Genomic DNA, 19,978 nt, shown 5'->3' with positions numbered 1-19,978 from the left:
TATTTGTCGGCCTTTAGAAGACAAATAACACCCTTCAAAGCTAATTACTACACCTTGTAGCAAACTAAAAAACAAAAAATACGAGGTGAAAAACAAATATTGCACATCACTGTATCTTCATTCTCATACTTTTGTAGCGATGAATGAACTCTCATCGGAGTTTTATGAAATATCAAACAACAACCATTAATTAATAAACATGCAAAGAATGTCTAACAAAGTGAAAAACATGCGCTCTTTATTGCTTATACTGTTTTCGGCAATATCGCTTAGCGTATCTGCGCAAACGATTACTGTAAAAGGTAACGTGAAAGACACCAGCGGAGAGCCTGTTATCGGGGCCTCTGTTGTAGAAAAAGGTAATACATCCAACGGTACGATTACAGATTTAGATGGTAACTTTTCTATTAAAGTTGATGGCAAAAAGACATTGGTTATTTCATACATCGGTATGAAAACTCAAGAAGTAGCCGTTCAAGGTAGAAAAACAATTAATGTACAAATGGTCGATGATTCCAAAGCTTTGGATGAAGTCGTAGTAATTGGTTATGGTACAGTTAATAAAAGAGATTTAACCGGTTCTGTAGCCTCTGTCAGTGCCAAAGACTTAGCAGCTGTTCCAGTAGCAAGTGCATCTGAAGCTCTTACTGGTAAACTTGCCGGAGTTAGTGTTACTACTACTGAAGGTTCTCCCGATGCAGATATAAAGATTCGTGTTCGTGGTGGTGGCTCATTATCACAGGATAACTCTCCTTTATATATTGTAGACGGTTTCCCTGTTTCAAGCATTAGTGATATCGCTCCCTCGGAAATTCAAACTATTGACGTCTTGAAGGATGCTTCTTCCACTGCAATTTATGGTGCTCGTGGTGCCAATGGTGTAATCATTATCACTACTAAGAGTGGAAAAGAAGGTAAGACGCAAGTAGATTTTGGTGCTTCTTTCGGTTTTAAACAAGTTACTAAATTGACTGAAGTTTTAAGCCCTTACGATTTCGTTGCTTATCAGCGTGAAATTGGTTCTTTAGACTATGGAAACTTTGCAGATATGGATATTTGGCGTTCTATCGATGGTACTGACTATCAAGACGAGATGTTCGGACGTACCGGAAACCAGCAACAATATAACATTAATGTAAGTGGCGGAACCAAGCAAATGACTTATAGTGTCAGCTATGCTCATAATGAAGAAAAAAGCATTATGCTTAATTCCGGTTTTAAAAAAGACAATGTAAATGCAAAAATTAAATCTGAACTGAATAAATGGATGACACTGGACTTTAATGCCCGGTTAAGCTACTCTACCATTGACGGTTTAGGTGGTGGCGCTGATACCAACGAATCTAATGCTGCTAATTCAACCATAGCCAATGCTGCCGTATTCCGCCCGGTTGACTCACTAAAATACAGTGACGATGACGAAGAAAACAGTTCGGCACAACAGAAATCTCCGCTGGAACGTTTGCTTGCAACTGACAAGACACGTAATACTTTCAATCAGAACTACAATGTAGGTTTAAACTGGAAACCATTCAAGAACTGGACTTTCCGTTCTGAATTCGGATATGGATGGAAGTTTGATGATACAGAGCAATATTGGGGAGTAGACGCAGTGTCTAATTCTAAATATGGATATAACGGTCAGCCACAAGCTTATCTGTTAAGAGAAAAGACCATGAGCTGGCGTAATGCCAACACATTGACCTATGATAACAAAAAGCTATTTAAAGGCCGTGACAAACTCAACGTATTGATAGGACATGAAGTAAGCAGCAGCCAAAAGAAATCTATTGAAAACGTATCTGTAGCTTTCCCTGTGACTATGAATTTTGATGATATGAAAGCAAACATCGGTTCTGGAAAAGCTTTAGCTAACCAGTCTACTATTGCTGCAAAAGAGAACATACTATCATTCTTTGGTCGCGTAAACTATAATATGATGGATAAATACCTGCTTGCTGTTACAGTACGTGCAGACGGTTCGAGCAAATTCGGTTCAGGAAACCGTTGGGGTATTTTCCCGTCAGCAGCTTTGGCATGGCGCGTCTCTGATGAAGCTTTTATGAGTAACACTCATGACTGGCTGTCAGCCTTGAAACTGCGTTTGAGCTTCGGTACTGCCGGTAACAACCGTATCAATTCCGGTTTGCTTGCTACAACTTACTCTTTAGGAGGTAATGATGCACGTAACCCATTCTTTAATGGAGAAAGCACTACCATGTTGGAACATGGAACCAATTTATATAACCCCGATTTGAAATGGGAAACGACAGTAACCCGTAACATCGGTATTGACTATGGGTTCTGGAACAACCGTATCTCCGGTGCTATCGACTTTTATTGGAATACAACCAGAGACTTATTGATGCGTACAGAGATCCCTTCTCTCTCCGGTTATAACTATCAGTACAAAAACTTCGGACAGACCTCTAACAAAGGTGTGGAATTATCAGTAAGTGCCGTTTTATTCGACAAAAAGAACTTCTCTTTGAATTTCAATGCCAACATCGCTTACAACCGTAACCGTATTGATAAACTGAACACAGACTCTCCTTGGCAAAGCAGTAACTGGTCAGGTAGTACAATGGCTAAATACGAAGACTTCCGTGTGGAGAAAGGCGGACGTTTGGGTGAAGTTTGGGGATATAGAACAAATGGATATTACACCGTATATGATCCTGTCACCAACCCTACCGGTGAACTGGTTTGGGCAGGTAGTGAATGGGGATTGAAAGACGGAATGCAAGATTATAGTCCTACTGTTACTGGTGGTAAATACTATCCGGGTGGTTTGAAGCTAGAATGTGATAAAGATGGTAACCCTCTCAAACAACGTTTGGGTAACACTATCGCTCCTACAACCGGAGGTTTTGGATTCGATGGCCGCGTAGGTAATTTCGATTTCAATGTATTCTTCAACTACTCTCTTGGAAATGTAATTGTCAACGGAACAAAACTGGCTTCTTCTTTCCGTTCAGGTTCAAGAACCGGTTATAACTTAAACAATGATTTCAGACTATCCAACCGTTACACCTGGATTGACCCGGAAACAGGATTGAATCTGTCATCCAGTTCTACAGATGTCCTCAACACCTATGGAGACATGACTGCAGCAGGATTACGTCTGAATGAAATAAACGCTAACGCCAATATGTACAATCCGGGCAGTGCTACTACCATGCAACTGACCGATTATGCAGTAGAAAATGCTTCATTCCTGCGTTTGAATAACATTACTATCGGATACTCTCTTCCGAAAACAATTGTAAAGAGAGCGTTTATGCAGAATGTGAGAATCTATCTGACAGGATATAACCTGTTCTGTTGGACTAACTACAGCGGAGCAGATCCAGAAGTCGATACAAGCAGCAAGAAAAATGCAATGACTCCGGGTATAGATTACGCCGCTTATCCTAAGAGCCGCACATTTGTCGGTGGTATTAACGTTACATTCTAATTAACACATTAAAACGGATTGATCGTATGAAAATATATAAGACATTATTCCTGGGGCTGGGGTTAATTGCCCTGTCTTCCTGTTCGGACTTCTTGAGTCAGACTTCACCATCTGAACTAGATAATGAATCAACTTTTAATAATGCCTATTATACAGAATTGGCACTTAATAAAGTTTACGGCAGCCTGACGCAAGACCAGACTTACTCTAACTTCTTGCCTATCATTGCCGGAACCAATACCGACTGCGAACTGATTGACGGTTTGGGTACGGATGCAAGCAACACATCCAGCGAACGTGGTAACATGAACTACAACGCTAATCCGGGATGGTCACAACTTTCAAAAGTATGGGACGCCATGTACGGAGTCATCGAAAATGCAAATCTGGTGGTAGATGGTATCAACAACAGCCAACTGATACAACAAGCTGGAGCAACTCGCACCAGCATGATGAGATTCCGTGCAGAAGCTATGACATTGCGTGCGATGATTTACTTTGATCTCATCCGCTTATTCGGCGACATTCCTTTCAAAACAGAATCTTCCAACAGCGACTTGTCTAATGTTTACATTGGCAAGACAGATCGTGATGATATCATGGATGAATTAATGATCGAACTTGAGGAAGCTATCGGATATTTGCCTTGGGCTGGTGAAGATGGTTATACAACCGAACATGTCAGCAAAGGTTATGCTCATGCTCTCTTGGCTAACATTGCAATGACACGTGCCGGATATGCTATCCGCGAACAAGCGAAAGATGGATATATCACCGGAAACAACAGCGATGCTGCTTATCCAACACAACGTTGCAGTGATACGAAACGCAGAGAACTATTCGAATTGGCAGAAAAACATCTGGCAGCTGTTGTCAGTTCAGGAAAACACAAATTGAATCCATCAATAGAAGAGTACTGGCGTTTAATTAATATTGGACAACTCGACCAGACTTATCAAGAAAATTTGTTTGAGATTCCAATGGGACTGAACAAAAGTGGTGAACTGGGATATACTATCGGATATCGTATAAACGGTGCAAGTTCCCTATTCGGTCCGAAAGGAAACTCATCCGGTAAGTTGAAACTGACTGCTCCTTATTATCTGTCGTTTGGCGAAGGAGATATCCGCCGTGATCTGACTTGTGCTATTTCACAACTTTCTACAGACAAGAATACAAAAGTGTTTAAAGAATATATGTTAGGAAATGCTCCTTTCGGTCTTTATTGTGGAAAATGGGATTATCGCAAGATGATGGAAAATTCTGAATGGTATGCAGCAGTATTGGCTAGCGATCAGAAAGTTTGCTCGGGTATCAACGTAGTGAAAATGCGTTATCCGCAAGTATTGCTGATGTATGCCGAAGTAGTAAACGAGCTCTATGGCAAGGGTGCAACAGCCGAAGGCTGTACATTAACAGCGACAGCAGCCTTGAAAGAAGTACACGACCGTGCTTTCACCGATGCAACCAAACGTGATGCAGCATGGAGTGCACTGATGGGAAAAGACTTCTTCGATGCGATTGTTGACGAAAACGCATGGGAACTGGCAGGAGAAGGCGTTCGTAAGTTCGACCTAATCCGTTGGAACCTGTTGAGCGAAAAAATAGATGAGTTCAAAAATGAATATACAGACGCAGTGTACAATGGTACATATCCGCAATATGTGAACTATAAATATCGCACTGATAATCCGATGTACATTGATATGTCTTCTCTTGTATTTGGTGCTAAAGTAGGTGGAGAATACGAAAACAAGAGCTTCTTCGGTGCTGAAACAACCGACAAAGAGCAGAAGAATCTGAAAGTAAACTTGCCTAGTATTTCCGGCGGATTGAATAAGGCTGTGAAGAATCGTTATTTATTGCCGATAGCTTCTACGACCATCTCTACCTCAAACGGTAAATTACATAACTCTTATGGTTATTCGGATTAATCTTTAAATTGTAAAATGATGAAGAATATAAAAAATATATTGGGAATGGGAGCTTTCATGCTCCTAGCCTCTTTGGCTGTATCTTCGTGTACAGAGAAAAGTGATTGGGATATCGACTCTTCTTATAGCCATCCTTTCGGAACTGATGAAAACGGAATCAGTGTAGAAACGGACAGTAAAGTAGCCAGAGCAGTAGTAACTTGGAGTTCAACATCCAATACAGACTATTACATTATCGAAATCAGTCCTAACGAGATGACTGATGAAACTCCGATGGGATCAGAAGAAAATGGCAATATAGTTTATGGAAATGATCCTGCCAACCGGATCAAACAGTCGCCTTACACACTGGATAATCTTGCCGTGAATACGACTTATTATATGCGTATCAAATCTATTTCCGGAGAGAAGGAATCCCGCTGGGTGAATTATAAAAAGACTTTTGCTTCAGTGAAAGCAGAAGCTATCCTGAATATTCCAACTACTGAAGACTTGCCTGAAGGTCAAGGAAAAGTACGTATGTCATGGGAAGCCGGATTGGCAGTGGATCATTTCGAAATCATGGAAACTGGTGCCACTGAAGCAACTACACGAGTTATTTCATCAACAGAAGCTGCAGCCGGTGAAGCATGGGTTGAGAATTTAAAGTCGTTCACAGAATATACGATTACTATTTATAATGGAAATAGTCCGCGTGGTTCACAGACTGTTACCATCCCAGGTTTGGAAATCGAATCTACAATTAGTGATATAACAGCCAATTCGGTTGTATTCTCTTGGGAAGAAACAGTGGATGTAGATGAATATGCTTGTGTTCTTTCTACTGAAGGAGTTCCTGAATCAGGAACTAAATTAACGCCGGCAGACATTGCTGCACATAAGGTAACTATTACAGGATTGGCTTCTAGCACGGAATATACTGCTTATGCTTTTGCAAACGGTTCTATATGTTCTCGTATCACCTTTACAACGAAGAAAGGTAAACCGACAGGATATACTGAAATGACATGGGAGGATGCTCTTGCTAACTGGGATAATCTTTCGGGAAAAGTATTAATCAATGTTTCTGGAACAGAAGGGTTCGCACAAGAAAAAGAAAGCATTGCTGCTGGTGTGACTCACCTCATTTTCTGGGGCGATAGTCAAGATGGACAAGTTAATATGACTATTAAAAAAGGAATAGGTGCAAGCGGAGTATGCGACAAAGTTGAATTCCATAATCTGAATATCACAGACGAAGGAAATACAACTCTTATTTATCAAAACGGTGCTTCAGGCTGCATCAAAGAAGTAGAAGTAACCTCATGTACGATTACTAATATCCGCGGTATCGTTCGTATGAATGCGAGTACAAATGATGCTATGTCAGTCACTGTAAACGACTGTATTATAATAGGATTGGGAAGAGCAGCAACCTCTAATCATTATGGATTACTCCTTTCCGACAAGGTTACCTTGACTTCTATCAATTTAATGGTTTCCAACACTTCTGTCATTGTAGCCAAGGGAGCTTCTGCATCTCAATTCATAAGACATAAGTCAGGACAAACTGGTACAATAACGATCAAAGATTGTACATTCTATGATATGTCAGCAAGTGATGCTTTCTGTAGAGATACAAAAGATATGACAATGACTATATCAAACACTCTGTTTGCCAAAGGTGGAGTTAAGCCTTTCTACAACACAAGTTCCGTAGCTGCAACACTCAATGCAAACGGCTTGTACAAAACTTCTGACTTTACATTTGGTACTGCCGACTGGGGTAAAGACTACACCATCCTTCCTCTGACTTCAGACCAGTTATTCCCTAACGGTTCAAATGAAGATTTGACTTTCGGAGCAGATGTTCCTGAAGAATACAGAGTCGGTGATCCACGTTGGAACAAATAACTAAATAAAACCACAAGATTCTCCATCAAGTTCAGGTCAAACAAGACTTGATGGAGAGTCTTCTCTAAAAAGCAACAGATATTATGAATACAAATTCAATCCATACAATAAGTAAATACTTATTTCTGTTCTTACTGATTCTTACAGGAGCTTCCTGTAATGACAACGATGATGCAGAAGACACAAGTATCCCTGTTCTGATTTCACAGAACATCAATGATGGTGATGTAGTAGGTCCGAACGGATATGTAGAACTGACTTTCAGCAAAGCTATGCGTCAGGCTCCAGACACAGAAATCTACTTCAACGGAGGAATAGTACGTGTATCTATCAACTACGAAAGAGTGCGTTACACCTTCTCTGGTATGGAGAACAAAGAATGTAGTTTCGAAATTCCTGCCGGAGCATTGACTGATATGCAAGGAAGAGCTTATGATAAAGACTTCTTCCTTAACTTCACTGCAAAATCGGAGATCTCTGGTGGCGGAAAAGTATTCAATGCAGTAGTTGACTCTAAAGGGAATGGTGACTTTACAACTATTCAAGCTGCTATTGATGCTGCTCCCGGAGAACAAACCAGTCCTTACAAGATCTTTATTGTGAACGGATCATATAATGAATGTATCCGGGTCAACAAAAACAAAACTTTTATCCATTTGATAGGTGAAAGCCGTGATGGAGTAAAGATTCAGTATGCTTTGAACCGCGTAGGAAATTACAATGATGAGACTCAAGGCAGTGCAACAAACGATGCATGGAAGTACTCCAGCAATAATTCAAACTCTGCCGTTCGTAAAGCTGGATACACTAAAGACCAAAACTGTGTTGTATTAGTTGAAGCCACAGATTTCTATGCTGAAAATCTCTCCATTATCAATCTGTACGGTGCATTACCCAGCCGCTACACTGGCGGTTTGGGCAAAGACGGACAAGCAGAAGCATTAATTACACGTAACGACCGCTTCTCTCTATACAATTGCGTACTTGTTTCTTTCCAAGATACATGGTGGTGTCGTCACACGGCTTACTCTAATAATCTCGCTTATATCAGCAATACCCTAATAGAAGGTCGTACAGACTATATTTGGGGAAGTGGTAATGTATTTATTGAAAACAGCAAGTTCCATAACACAGGCGATGGAGCCTACATAACAGCATCAGGCGAAACCGGTACTTGGGGCTATGTAATGAAAGATTGTACAGTAGATGGTGAAAGTGGTATAACAGCCTTCGCTTTTGGCCGTCCATATAAACCTGATACAAAAAACGTTTGGATTAACACTACATTAAAAATGGATATTGTAGATGCACACTGGTCTTCATGGTCAAGCATTCCTGCACTTTATGGCGAATATAATACAGTTGATAAAAACGGACAAGTTATTTCTACTGAAGGTAAAACAGTCGGTAGTGGTGATTATAGTTTCACAAGCAAAGTTCTTACAGCAGCAGAAGCTGCAGAATATACTTACGAAAAAATTGTAAGAGCCAATAGCTGGAACCCGAAAGAGTATATGGAAACTCCTCTTGCATCACCATCCAACGTCAATCTGTCGGGAAACACTCTGACATGGGATGCAGTATCCGGTGCTGCCGGTTACCTCATCTTTATGAATGGTAACTATGCAGGGCAAACTACAGACACTACCGTCACACTGACTAATATTGACGAAAGCAATATCTATACAGTGAAGACTGTAAGCCAGTACGGTACAGTAAGCGAATAAAACCAATAAAGATTTAATAGAGAGTTCTTTGTCACATCATCAGCGAATATAATGTATGAGACAAAGAACTCTATTTTTTTAAAAGATAATTTGTATGCTCAAATTTATTAAAACGGGATTATTGTGCTTCTGTCTGATTAACCTATCGGTTGCTTGCAGCAGTGAAGATCCAACTACTACCGATGAAATACCGGGGCAGAATACCGGTAACGGTGGCAATGAGAACGAAGGTGGCGAAGAAGAAACACCTGCTGAAACACGTTACGCCTTCCCGGGTGCTTACGGTGCAGGCCGTTATACTACCGGCGGTGCAGGCGGTACTGTTTACACAGTAACTTCGCTTGAAGATAACACAACACCAGGAACATTACGCTATGCATTAAATCGTACAGAAAAACGTACGATCGTATTTGCAGTCAGCGGATTGATAGAACTAAAAAGTCCCTTGAAAATAACCAACGGAGATGTGACGATTGCCGGTCAGAGTGCACCGGGTGATGGCATTTGTCTGAAAGGACATCCCGTATCCGTACAGGCAGACAACGTAATCATCCGTTTCATGCGTTTCCGTATGGGATCGGATAACTTTACGACAGAAGCAGAAGCTGACAGCGGTGATGCACTGTGGGGAAAGCAACATAAAAATATTATCATTGACCATTGCTCCATGAGTTGGAGCAATGATGAATGTGCTTCTTTCTACGATAACACTAATTTTACCATGCAATGGTGTATCATCAGCGAAAGCTTGAACCGTTCGGTGCACACCAAAGGCAATCATGGTTATGGAGGAATATGGGGAGGATCGCCCGCGACATTCCATCACAATTTATTAGCCCACCATAGCAGCCGTACACCACGTTTATGCGGTAGCCGTTATACAGGAAAACCAGAAAACGAAAAAGTCGATTTACGAAACAATGTATTCTATAATTGGGGACCAACCAACGGTGGTTATGCAGGCGAAGGGGGAAGTTATAACTTTGTGAATAACTACTATAAACCCGGCCCTGTTACCAATACCAAGAAAAATATCGTAAACCGTATCTTCCAGCCTAACGGTGATGATGGTACAAATAAAAATGTCAAAGGTACATGGGGCAGCTTTTATCTGAAAGGGAATTATTTTGATGGTACATGTCCTGAATTGAAAGCTGAATATCAATCTTTGCTTACTTCTGTAAACAGTGACAACTGGCAAGGATTACATCCCAATCCAACAGATGAAGTCCCTTTACCTGACGGAGGGGAAAAAGCTCTTCAATCAAGCAAAGAGTTTACCATTTCCGAAGATGCATCCGAATTCACTCAATCGGCGAAAGATGCTTATGAATCAGTACTGAAGTATGCTGGTGCTTCCTTAAAGCATGATGATGTTGATAACCGCATCATTGCCAACGTACGTAACGGTGATTATACAGCTAACGGCAGCAATGGCAGTGAAAAGGGACTCATTGATAAAGCCAGCGATGTAGGTGGCTGGCCTGAATATAAACAAGAAAACGGTCCGAAAGACACTGACGGCGACGGCATCCCCGACAAATGGGAGACTGCAAACGGTCTGAATCCAAAAAGCAAAGCCGACGGTGCTAAATATACTCTAAGTAAAACGTATACCAATCTGGAGGTTTATCTCAACAGTCTGGTAGAATCGTTGTATCCCAATAAATAAATCGTATATATTCTCGAATATTTCAAAAATAATGAAGCAGAAAAGATACTTATTTTATATAGCTATAGTATTCGGCATGGCAGGATTATGTACCTCATGTTCTTCCGACGATCCGATAGACGATACAGGTGGAGGAACAAATAATTCAGGCGGAACATCTTCTAATGTGAAGCAGTTGGATTACGGAGAACTGCTTGCTTTCCCATACGCTGAAGGTCACGGACGCAACACCACCGGAGGACGTGGAGGCAAGGTTTATCATGTGACCAGCCTTGAAGACGATGCCAACGGAAATATCAGTGGAAGTTTGCGCTGGGCTATGAAACAAGATGGCGCAAAAACAATTGTATTCGACGTTTCAGGCACTATCCATCTGAAAGCAGAATTGAAAACACAGAAAGACAACCTGACTATTGCAGGACAAACCTCACCGGGAGGAATCTGTATAGCCGGCTATCCTTTCACGATCAATTCCAGCAATATCATTATCCGTTTTATACGCTTCCGTCCCGGAAATCCAAATGTGGATGGCGATGGACTAGGTGGATGTGACAAACAAAATATTATGATCGATCACTGCTCTGTAAGCTGGGGCAGCGACGAATGTATTTCCGTTTATGGTATGCAGAACTCTACCGTACAATGGTGTATAGCCGCTCAAGCACTGCGTGTCACTGATGTAAAGATAGCAGCAGCCGGCAACAAATTTGCCGCCCACGGATATGGAGGCAACTGGGGAGGAAACTACGCGTCTTATCACCATAATCTGATTGCCCACTGTGAAAGCCGTGTTCCTCGTCTCGGCCCACGCTATACGACATTGGCACTAAATAACAACGACGGAGAGCGCGTCGATATGCGCAACAACGTTTACTACAACTGGGGTGGCGAAGGATGCTACGGCGGCGAAGCCCAACACGTCAACATCGTGAACAACTACTACAAACCAGGTCCCGGCACCGACGAAACCGGTAAAGCAGACCGTGCCTACCGTATCGCCAAGCCGGATGTATATCCGGAAAATTACTCTGGCGAAGCTTACAAAAAATGGTTTCAAACCTGGGGGAAGTTTTATATTAACGGAAATAAAGTAGTAGGCAATACGGATGTAAGCAACGACAACTGGACAAAAGGTGTATTTGCCCAAATGGACAATAAAAACTGCGGAACTGGTCTTTGGGAGAAGCATACCAAAATCAAATCCAACTCACTGGTAGTCGAGGCAGGTAAAGTAACAACTCACACTGCAGATTTAGCTTATGAACGTGTTACATCATACGTAGGAGCCAGCAACTACCGGGATAAAATCGATGAATTGATAATCAGCGATGTTAAGAACAGAGCTGCAAGCAGCACAGGGGATGCCAGCAAGTGGAACACTCTTTCCGGCTATTCACAAAACAAAAAAGGGTACATCAACGACCCTAAAGATGTCTGCACAGCTTTGGGAGTAAGCGACCCCTATGACGTTCTGAAATCTGTTGCCAATGCAGATGTGAAAGATACAGATGGTGACGGTATCCCCGACTATTGGGAAGAAGAATATGGCCTGAATCCCAAGAAATCGGCTGACGGAAAAGAAACAACTATCGACAAAAACGGAAAGTATACCAACCTGGAAATGTATCTCAATAGTCTGGTACATGAAATCATGGTAAATGGTGCCGCAGGTGGTAGCGTTGTAGAATAAATTTAGTAAATTCGAACCCAAATGATAAATTAGTAATGAGAAAGAATATATTAGCAATCTGTAGTTTGGTATTGGCTTTTCCTTTGGTAGGACAAGCCATGCAACCTGCCATTTCGGGTGAAAAAGCATTGAAGGACTATCCTACCCCCGATCGTTCCAAAGTTCTCGCCTTCCCGGGCGCCGACGGAGCAGGAAAATATACAACTGGTGGTGCCGGAGGTACTGTATACACTGTTACTTCTCTGGCAGACGACGGCTCGGAGGGAACACTCCGTTGGGCTATCAACAAGAAAGGTCCCCGTACCATTGTCTTCGCAGTCAGCGGAATCATTGAATTGCAAAAAGCACTGAAACTGAACAATGGCGATGTGACCATTGCAGGACAAACAGCACCGGGCGACGGTATCTGCCTGAAAAACTACACATTCTCTATTCAGGCAGACAACGTAATTGTACGTTTCATCCGTTCGCGTATGGGAGTTGATATCAAACAGAAAGGTGACGACGCAATGAATGGTACCAAAGCCCACCAAAATATCATCATAGACCACTGCTCCATGAGTTGGTGTACGGACGAATGTGCCACTTTCTACGACAACCGTAACTTCACACTTCAATGGTGCATCATCAGTGAAAGTCTCGCCAACTCCATTCATGAGAAAGGAGCGCACGGTTATGGAGGTATCTGGGGCGGACAACCTGCTACTTTCCACCATAATCTGCTCGCCCATCATACCAACCGCACACCCCGTCTTTGCGGAAGCCGTTATACAGGTCGTCCGGAAGATGAAAAAGTGGAGTTATTCAATAATGTGATTTATAATTATGGTAGCGACGGCGCTTATGCCGGTGAAGGAGGTTCCTACAACTTTATCAACAACTACTATAAGCCGGGACCTTTCAGCGCAACCAAAGGTTCTTTCAAACGCTTGTTCACAGCTTATGCTGATGATGGCAAAAACAATAATAAAGCCGGTGTTCATGGTGTGTTCTATTTCAAAGGTAACTACATGGATCCTACCTGTTCCAAACTGACCGACAAGCAAAAAGAAGCTCTTTATAAAGTGAATATGGACAACTCTTACGGACTGGTTATCAAAAAAGACTTTGCCACAGAAAAAGAACTATTGTCTAAAAAAGCATTTGACATAGCCGAACATACTTCCCTGCAACCGGCGAAGAAAGCCTACAAAGACGTTCTCGAATTTGCCGGAGCTTCTTATCGTCGTGACGCCGTAGATCAACGCATCGTAGAAGAAACTCTCAAAGGTAGGTATACTTACGAAGGTTCTCACGAAAGCACGAACGGAATGATCGACCAACCGTCTGACGTAGGTGGATGGCCGGAATATAAATCAGAAACAGCACTTGCCGATACAGATGGAGACGGTATCCCCGACGAATGGGAAAAGAAACATAATCTGAATCCGAATGACCCTTCAGACGGAGCCAAGTATACATTAAGTCCGGAATATACAAATCTGGAAATGTATATGAACAGCCTCGTCAATCATCTATACCCTAAAAAATAATTTTGGATAACTAAAACTCTCTTCTCCGGTAAGGAATTGCTTCCTCACCGGAGAAGAGAGTTCTGATTCTTTCCTTTCCTGTTATTATCTTCCCACTTTATCCCGATACTCCGTAGGCGTCATTCCAACTTGCGCCTTGAAACATTTACTGAAATAACGCGGATCATTAATACCGACCATATATGAAATCTGCGTCATATTAAACTCTCCGGTTTCTATTAATTGCGTGGCCCGCTTGATACGCATTTCTTTGATAAATTCGATAGGAGCCAGTCCGGTTAGTGTTTTCAGTTTCTTAAAGAAGACAGAGCGGCTGACAGCCAGTTCCCGAACCAAGTCATCTACCACCAGTTCACCATTATCCATATTCTGCTCCATTAATTCCACCAATTTATCCATAAATTTGCGGTCGTTGGGAGACATCTCGAGCGTTGCAGGTACAGTTTCGGAGGTGTCTTCTTCTGCCGATGGCACATCCGTAGCAACAGGTGCATCCTCCTGACCGGCAGAGATATGGATATGCATCAGGCTATCCCGATAGAAACTTTGCAGTTTCTTACGCTGCATCAACAGATTTTCCACACGGGCTTGCAGATAGGTAGCACTGAAAGGTTTCGTTATATAATCATCCGCACCATATTCCAATCCTTCCAGTTTACTTTCAATCGTAGTCTTGGCAGTAAGCAAGATAATAGGTATATGGCTGGTTGTCATATCCGCACGCAGTTCACGCGTCATTTCGATACCGTCTTTCTCGGGCATCATCACGTCACTGATAATAATATCCGGAAGATACTTCAATGCTTTATTTGCTCCTTCCCTACCATCGGCAGCTTCCACTACCCGGTACATCGGAGAAAATATACTACGCAAGAATTCACGTAACTCCTGATTATCTTCGACTAATAACATCAGTTCTTTGGAGTTTTCTTCTTTCGCAGCATCTTCCTCATAAACAGCTTCAATTTTCTCCGATTCATCGGGTATCAGCGTTTCAGACTGAATGGAAGAGTTGGCTATATCCACCACTTGCCCCATCCTTACCGGAGCTTCCGCATCTTCCAGGATAAACTCGGTTTCCTTATCATAATGTTCTTTCCCTTTCAGGAAATCGATTTTGAAACAACTTCCCTCTCCCAAACGACTATCCACGGAAATTGTAGCCTTGTGCATCTCCACAAGCTCTTTCACCAATGAAAGTCCGATACCCGTACTAGCCTGATTGAACAGATTCTTGTCCACCAGATTCTCAAAACGGACAAACAAGGACTTCTTTTTATTTTCCGCGATACCAATTCCCTGGTCTTGTACACCGATAGAAACTGTATTCTCATCTTCACGAATAAACATCGTTATCATCTTGCCATTCGGCGTATACTTAAATGCATTGGAAAGCAGGTTGAATACAATCTTTTCCAGCTTATCGGCGTCCACCCAAAGATAAAGATGCTCCTTTTCCGTCTGAAACAGGAAATCAATCCGATGCTCTTCGGCCACAGCTTCAAAATTATCCATCACCTTGCGCACGAAAGGAACGATGTCTACACGCTGTACTTGCATCTTCATCTTCTTGTTCTGAATCTTACGGAAGTCCAATATCTGATTGACAAGACGAAGCATACGGCTGGTGTTCCGTTCCACCACCACCAACTGTTCACGGGCATCAGTCGGCAATTTATCATTCTTCAAGACCTGCTCTACCGGACCTGCTATCAACGTAAGCGGAGTACGCAACTCATGGGATATATTCGTAAAGAAGCGCAGTTTTATATCCGAAATCTGCTGTTCGACCGACACTTCATGCTTCAACCGGTAAATGGTGAACAAGATATAAACGGCCACAAGAATAATAATCAGAATGAAAAGTATATAAAGCACGTATGCTATCGGCGTTTCCCAGAAAGAAGGCAGAATGACAATATCCAAGATACGTTCGTTATCCACCCACACACCATCGCTATTAGTAGAACGGACGCGAAGCACATACTCTCCTTTCGGAAGATTTGTATAAGTCACGCTACGCTGTTTATCGGCAAAGGTCCACTGTTTTTCAAATCCGTCGAGAATATAAGCATACTGTATATTCTGCGGATTGGTATAATCGAGTGCCGCGAAATGAACGGAGAAAATATTCTCTTTATGCGAAAGTACCAATTTATCAGTGTCGTCAATATCCACTTTCAACAATGAGTTACTTCCGGGGGTAATGTCCTCATTAGCCACTGTCAGTTTGGAGAATACGATAGGCGGGATATAGCTGCTCTTACGAATAGAGTCAGGATTAAATATAAAGACTCCGCCGCTAGCACCGAAAAGCATGCTTCCTTTAGCAGTCAATGCCGAAGCGGCTTCACTAAAACGTACGGGGAAAGTGATACTACGCTCGTCATAACTTTCAAAACGTTCTTCAGAGGGGATGAACTTACAAATTCCATTCTCCGTACTAATCCATAGATTCTGCTTACTATCTTCGCGAATGGAAAGCAGGACATCGGAAGGAAGACCATCCAATACGGAATATGATTTGAATTCTCCGTGACCGTCCTTACTGATAGATACCAGCTTGTTGAGTCCGCCGCCGAAAGTAGCCAGGTAAAGTTCCTTTTTCTTGGTGGAGATAATCCAATGGACATCATTATTACTCAAGCTTTGCGTATCATTCGGCATACGGGAGAAATGATAGAACTTCACATCCTCCGGTTTCTTAAAGTTCTCATCAAAAGCAACGGCACCCGTAGTTGTTCCTACCCACAAGCGTCCGTTGTTATCGGAAGTGATGAAACGAGCTTTGTAACAAGGATCAATGGGATAACCTTTCAGGTTGTTCCGGTGATTGATAAACAATGTCTTTCCAGCTTCATTCTCCGTGATATAATTGATACCTCCGGCAAAAGTTGCCAGCCAGATACGACCATAATGATCTTCATAGACGCAATATACATTATTATCGCTCAAACTGTACATATCATCTTCACGATGAAGATAACGGGTCAGTTTATAAGACATTCCGTTGGAAGAAATCGGCTCGGCACGAACAAGGCCGTCTCCTTTTGTCGCAATCCAGATGATTCCTTTTGAATCCTGAATAACAAAATAAACGGTTCCCAGCATGGGAGTACCGGTGGTAGAGATCGTGCCGCTTTCGGTGAGGTATCCTTTATAAGTTTTGCCGGCATCATATATACGAAGTATACCGTCTTTCAAGCCAACCCACAAATTTCCCAGTTTGTCTTCACACAGGGCACGTACCTCATTATGCAACGATTCGTGTTCATGAGGCATAGGGGTCATCATCGCAAAGGGTACATTTCGATAAGTCACCTTCTCCAATCCTTTAGAGTGGGTACAAAGCCACAGATTACCTTGTTTGTCGGAAAAGGCCGAATGAATCTTATTGGAAAAACGCCAGTCACGGCTACCCAGTCCGTTATAGAAAGGAACCAAGCATTTTTTTTGAGGATCGAAGTAAGAGAAACCTCCTCCGTAAGGATGTACCCAAAGATAACCGTTTACGTCTTCATGGATATGAAAAGCCGGACGGGAACGTTCGGGATTACTATATTCTATTGGAATTTGTTCACGGGTCACCACTCCGGTCGAGGGATTAAAATGAGCTACAACACCCGGTTCTTCCTGTTCGAACCACACTTCCGAAGAACGGTCTACGTATGCAGAAAGGATCGGCTTTGCGGGTAACGCCTTACAAGCCAGGAACGAGTAATGTACGTTTGTTTTTGTTCGCAGGTTGTAAGTAAAGAAGCCATCCGAATCGGTAGTAATAACGGATACGTCCGGTGCAATGGGATGAATGGAGGTTATCTGTCCTTTTGTGGGAAGCTCGATCAACGTAAACTCTCCGCTTTCTTTCTGATAAGACCAGATGCGTCCATGATCCGAGGCGAAGCAAATATCTTTATCGCGTTCCTGCACAGCATAGAAAGCCTGATTCATTCCGCCAAACTTTCCTTTTGTCTCCGTAAAATAAGAATCCGGCTCTTTCTTTCCGGGATGGATCATACCGAGGCCATTATCCGTCAACAACCAGTCATTGCCGGCTTTATCCTGATGAACTTTGAATACATGTAAAGAAGGAAACAGTTCTGTCTTGCTGGAATAAATATCCCATGTCAAGCGATTATTCTCATCCGGATGCGTCAGGATGCGGATAGCTCCATCGTTTTCCGTTAGCAGCCAGACGGTTCCGTTCGGCATCACTTCAATGGTATGCACATTGAAAGCACTCCCCTCTTCTCCGGCAGCAGGCACTTGCTCGAATGTCTCTGTCTTCGGGTCGAAACGATGGACACGGTTGTCATAAGTCAGCAACCACAGAAAGCCGTAACAATCTTCATACATACGGTCTACACGGTTATTGGTCAGACTGATGTAGTTTCCCTGACGAGCCTTGTATGTTTTGAAAGTATAACCGTTGAAACGGTTGATACCATCCCAGGTGGCAAACCAAAGGTTGTCTTTGTGATCCTGCAAGATGTTCATCACCGTATTTTGGGATAGTCCATCTTCAGTAGAATAGTGGGTGAAAAAACAGTGCTGTTGCGCGTATGTTGAGAACACAACAGCTAACAAAAGAATTACTGAAATTAAGGTTTTCTTCATCATATCACTCGGTTCTGTGGCGTAAAGATAGAAAAATACTTGTAGTATCATGCAATCTTTAGCGGCTATTTAACAGAATCGGGCCAACATGACTTATGTCTCTATTTTTTTTAAAATATTAGGCAATGCGGCTATCATGTAAAAAGGAAGGTTGATAAGTTTGAAATGTTTTCCTTCATTAGTAGTAACTTCGTCTATAGCATAATTCCCCGACCAGATTCGAACTGCCAAATCATGCTCCGTTTCATTCATAAACTGATGAATGGATTTTAAGTGGGCGTTGTGTCCGTTTTTCACTTCAATTGGAATGATTTTCCCGCCATATATGTATACAAAGTCCACTTCTGCAGAACTCCCCCTTTTAGCCCGTACCCAAAACTTTTGCTTCTTACCTACTTCGTTGGAAAGAGCTTTTAATTCCTGCGCAACGATTTGTTCGGCAGCCATACCTCTCCATGTATCCGTCAAATCTTTACTAAGAAGATATTCTTTTTGTATTTCAGCCGCATAATTTACTAGTCCTGTATCCAGCCAGATCAATTTAGGAGCGCGTTTCAAATCTGTGGTAGCTGGCATTATCGTATGAGTGGTAGGATATACCAACTCCAGCAACAATGCTTTTTCCAGAGTACGGAAAGCCTCGCCCGTTTCACGGGCTTTGTAAGCGGACTGTGCAAATCCTCCTAAAGTGACAGCTTGCCCTGCATATCCCCAACCTTCTTCCAGTATGTAACGAATCACCGCAGCTTGCGTGTTTGTCTCCGCATACTTTTCCACATCATTCTTGTAGGCATTTAGCAGTTGATTGTAAGTATCGGACAAGGATACAACATCTCGGTTGGCAGCATACCTCGCTACAATTTCGGGCATCCCGCCTATCAGTGCATAACTATTAAAAAGTAGCATTAATTGTTGGTGGAAAGCCTCCGGCAAGCGTGCTTCCAAAATCCAATCTACAAACCGTCCCTCTCCTATTGCCTGAAGAAACTCAATAAAGGAACACGGATGCAAAGCCATATACTCCACCCGTCCTACAGGCAACGAGATGTGTTTGTCCAACATATTTTCCAGAAGAGAACCTGCTGCAATAACATACAACTCCGGCAATTCCTCGTAAAAGTACCGCAACAATGCAACAGCTTGTGGCGACGACTGTATCTCGTCGATAAAAAGCAGGGTTCGTCCCGGTCTCTGCGGCTTATTATCATACAAAAACAATAAAGGCAGCAGCATCTTTACATCATCAGTAGACTCAAACAAATCCTTTGCCTCTTTCTTTTCAAGGTTTAAAGACAGGAAATTATCAAATTCTTTGCCAAACTGCTCAACAATAGTGGTCTTCCCTACTTGGCGGGCTCCTCTCAATATCAGAGGTTTTCTATTATTTTTCTCTGCCCACTCATGCAACTGCTTCTGTATCCTTCGTTCAAACATATCGTAATTTGTTTATTTACAG

At 42.4% G+C, this 19,978-nt stretch carries 9 protein-coding genes; 7 read left to right on the top strand and 2 right to left on the bottom strand.

Annotated elements, in window-relative coordinates; all coding sequences use genetic code 11:
* Window positions 1-199 precede the first annotated feature (199 nt).
* The 7 genes from HMPREF0106_RS20195 (at window position 200) to HMPREF0106_RS20225 (ending at window position 13,905) form a co-directional block, all read left to right on the top strand.
* On the top strand, window positions 200-3,457 hold the full coding sequence (locus HMPREF0106_RS20195) for a SusC/RagA family TonB-linked outer membrane protein (protein ID WP_009039070.1): 3,258 nt from the start codon (window positions 200-202) through the stop codon (window positions 3,455-3,457).
* Between the two features lie 26 nt (window positions 3,458-3,483).
* Window positions 3,484-5,391 (top strand): RagB/SusD family nutrient uptake outer membrane protein, encoded by a 1,908-nt coding sequence (locus HMPREF0106_RS20200; protein ID WP_009039069.1) that lies wholly within the window; start codon window positions 3,484-3,486, stop codon window positions 5,389-5,391.
* Window positions 5,392-5,406: 15 nt separating this feature from the next.
* Window positions 5,407-7,284, top strand: a complete 1,878-nt coding sequence (locus HMPREF0106_RS20205; RefSeq protein ID WP_009039068.1) for a DUF5123 domain-containing protein — start codon at window positions 5,407-5,409, stop codon at window positions 7,282-7,284.
* Between the two features lie 83 nt (window positions 7,285-7,367).
* Window positions 7,368-9,011: a pectinesterase family protein gene (locus HMPREF0106_RS20210; RefSeq protein WP_009039067.1), complete on the top strand. Its 1,644-nt coding sequence runs from the start codon at window positions 7,368-7,370 to the stop codon at window positions 9,009-9,011.
* Window positions 9,012-9,105: 94 nt separating this feature from the next.
* Window positions 9,106-10,683: a polysaccharide lyase family 1 protein gene (locus HMPREF0106_RS20215; protein WP_009039066.1), complete on the top strand. Its 1,578-nt coding sequence runs from the start codon at window positions 9,106-9,108 to the stop codon at window positions 10,681-10,683.
* A gap of 31 nt (window positions 10,684-10,714) precedes the next feature.
* The gene (locus HMPREF0106_RS20220; RefSeq protein WP_009039065.1) at window positions 10,715-12,373 is read left to right on the top strand and encodes a pectate lyase; all 1,659 of its coding nucleotides are present in this window, start codon (window positions 10,715-10,717) and stop codon (window positions 12,371-12,373) included.
* Window positions 12,374-12,408: 35 nt separating this feature from the next.
* Window positions 12,409-13,905 carry a pectate lyase gene (locus HMPREF0106_RS20225; RefSeq protein WP_009039064.1) on the top strand — a complete coding sequence of 499 codons (1,497 nt, stop codon included), beginning with the start codon at window positions 12,409-12,411 and terminating at the stop codon, window positions 13,903-13,905.
* An 84-nt stretch (window positions 13,906-13,989) separates the two neighbouring features.
* On the opposite strand, the gene HMPREF0106_RS20230 is transcribed toward HMPREF0106_RS20225, so the two are convergent.
* Window positions 13,990-18,525: a two-component regulator propeller domain-containing protein gene (locus HMPREF0106_RS20230; protein ID WP_009039063.1), complete on the bottom strand. Its 4,536-nt coding sequence runs from the start codon at window positions 18,523-18,525 to the stop codon at window positions 13,990-13,992.
* Between the two features lie 90 nt (window positions 18,526-18,615).
* Window positions 18,616-19,956 carry an ATP-binding protein gene (locus tag HMPREF0106_RS20235; RefSeq protein WP_009039062.1) on the bottom strand — a complete coding sequence of 447 codons (1,341 nt, stop codon included), beginning with the start codon at window positions 19,954-19,956 and terminating at the stop codon, window positions 18,616-18,618.
* Between the last annotated feature and the right edge of the window lie 22 nt (window positions 19,957-19,978).

The sequence above is a fragment of the Bacteroides sp. D22 genome, assembly GCF_000163675.1.
Classification (GTDB): domain Bacteria; phylum Bacteroidota; class Bacteroidia; order Bacteroidales; family Bacteroidaceae; genus Bacteroides; species Bacteroides xylanisolvens.
Note: the sequence above shows the minus strand (reverse complement) of the source record. Positions and strands in the feature narration are given on the sequence as shown.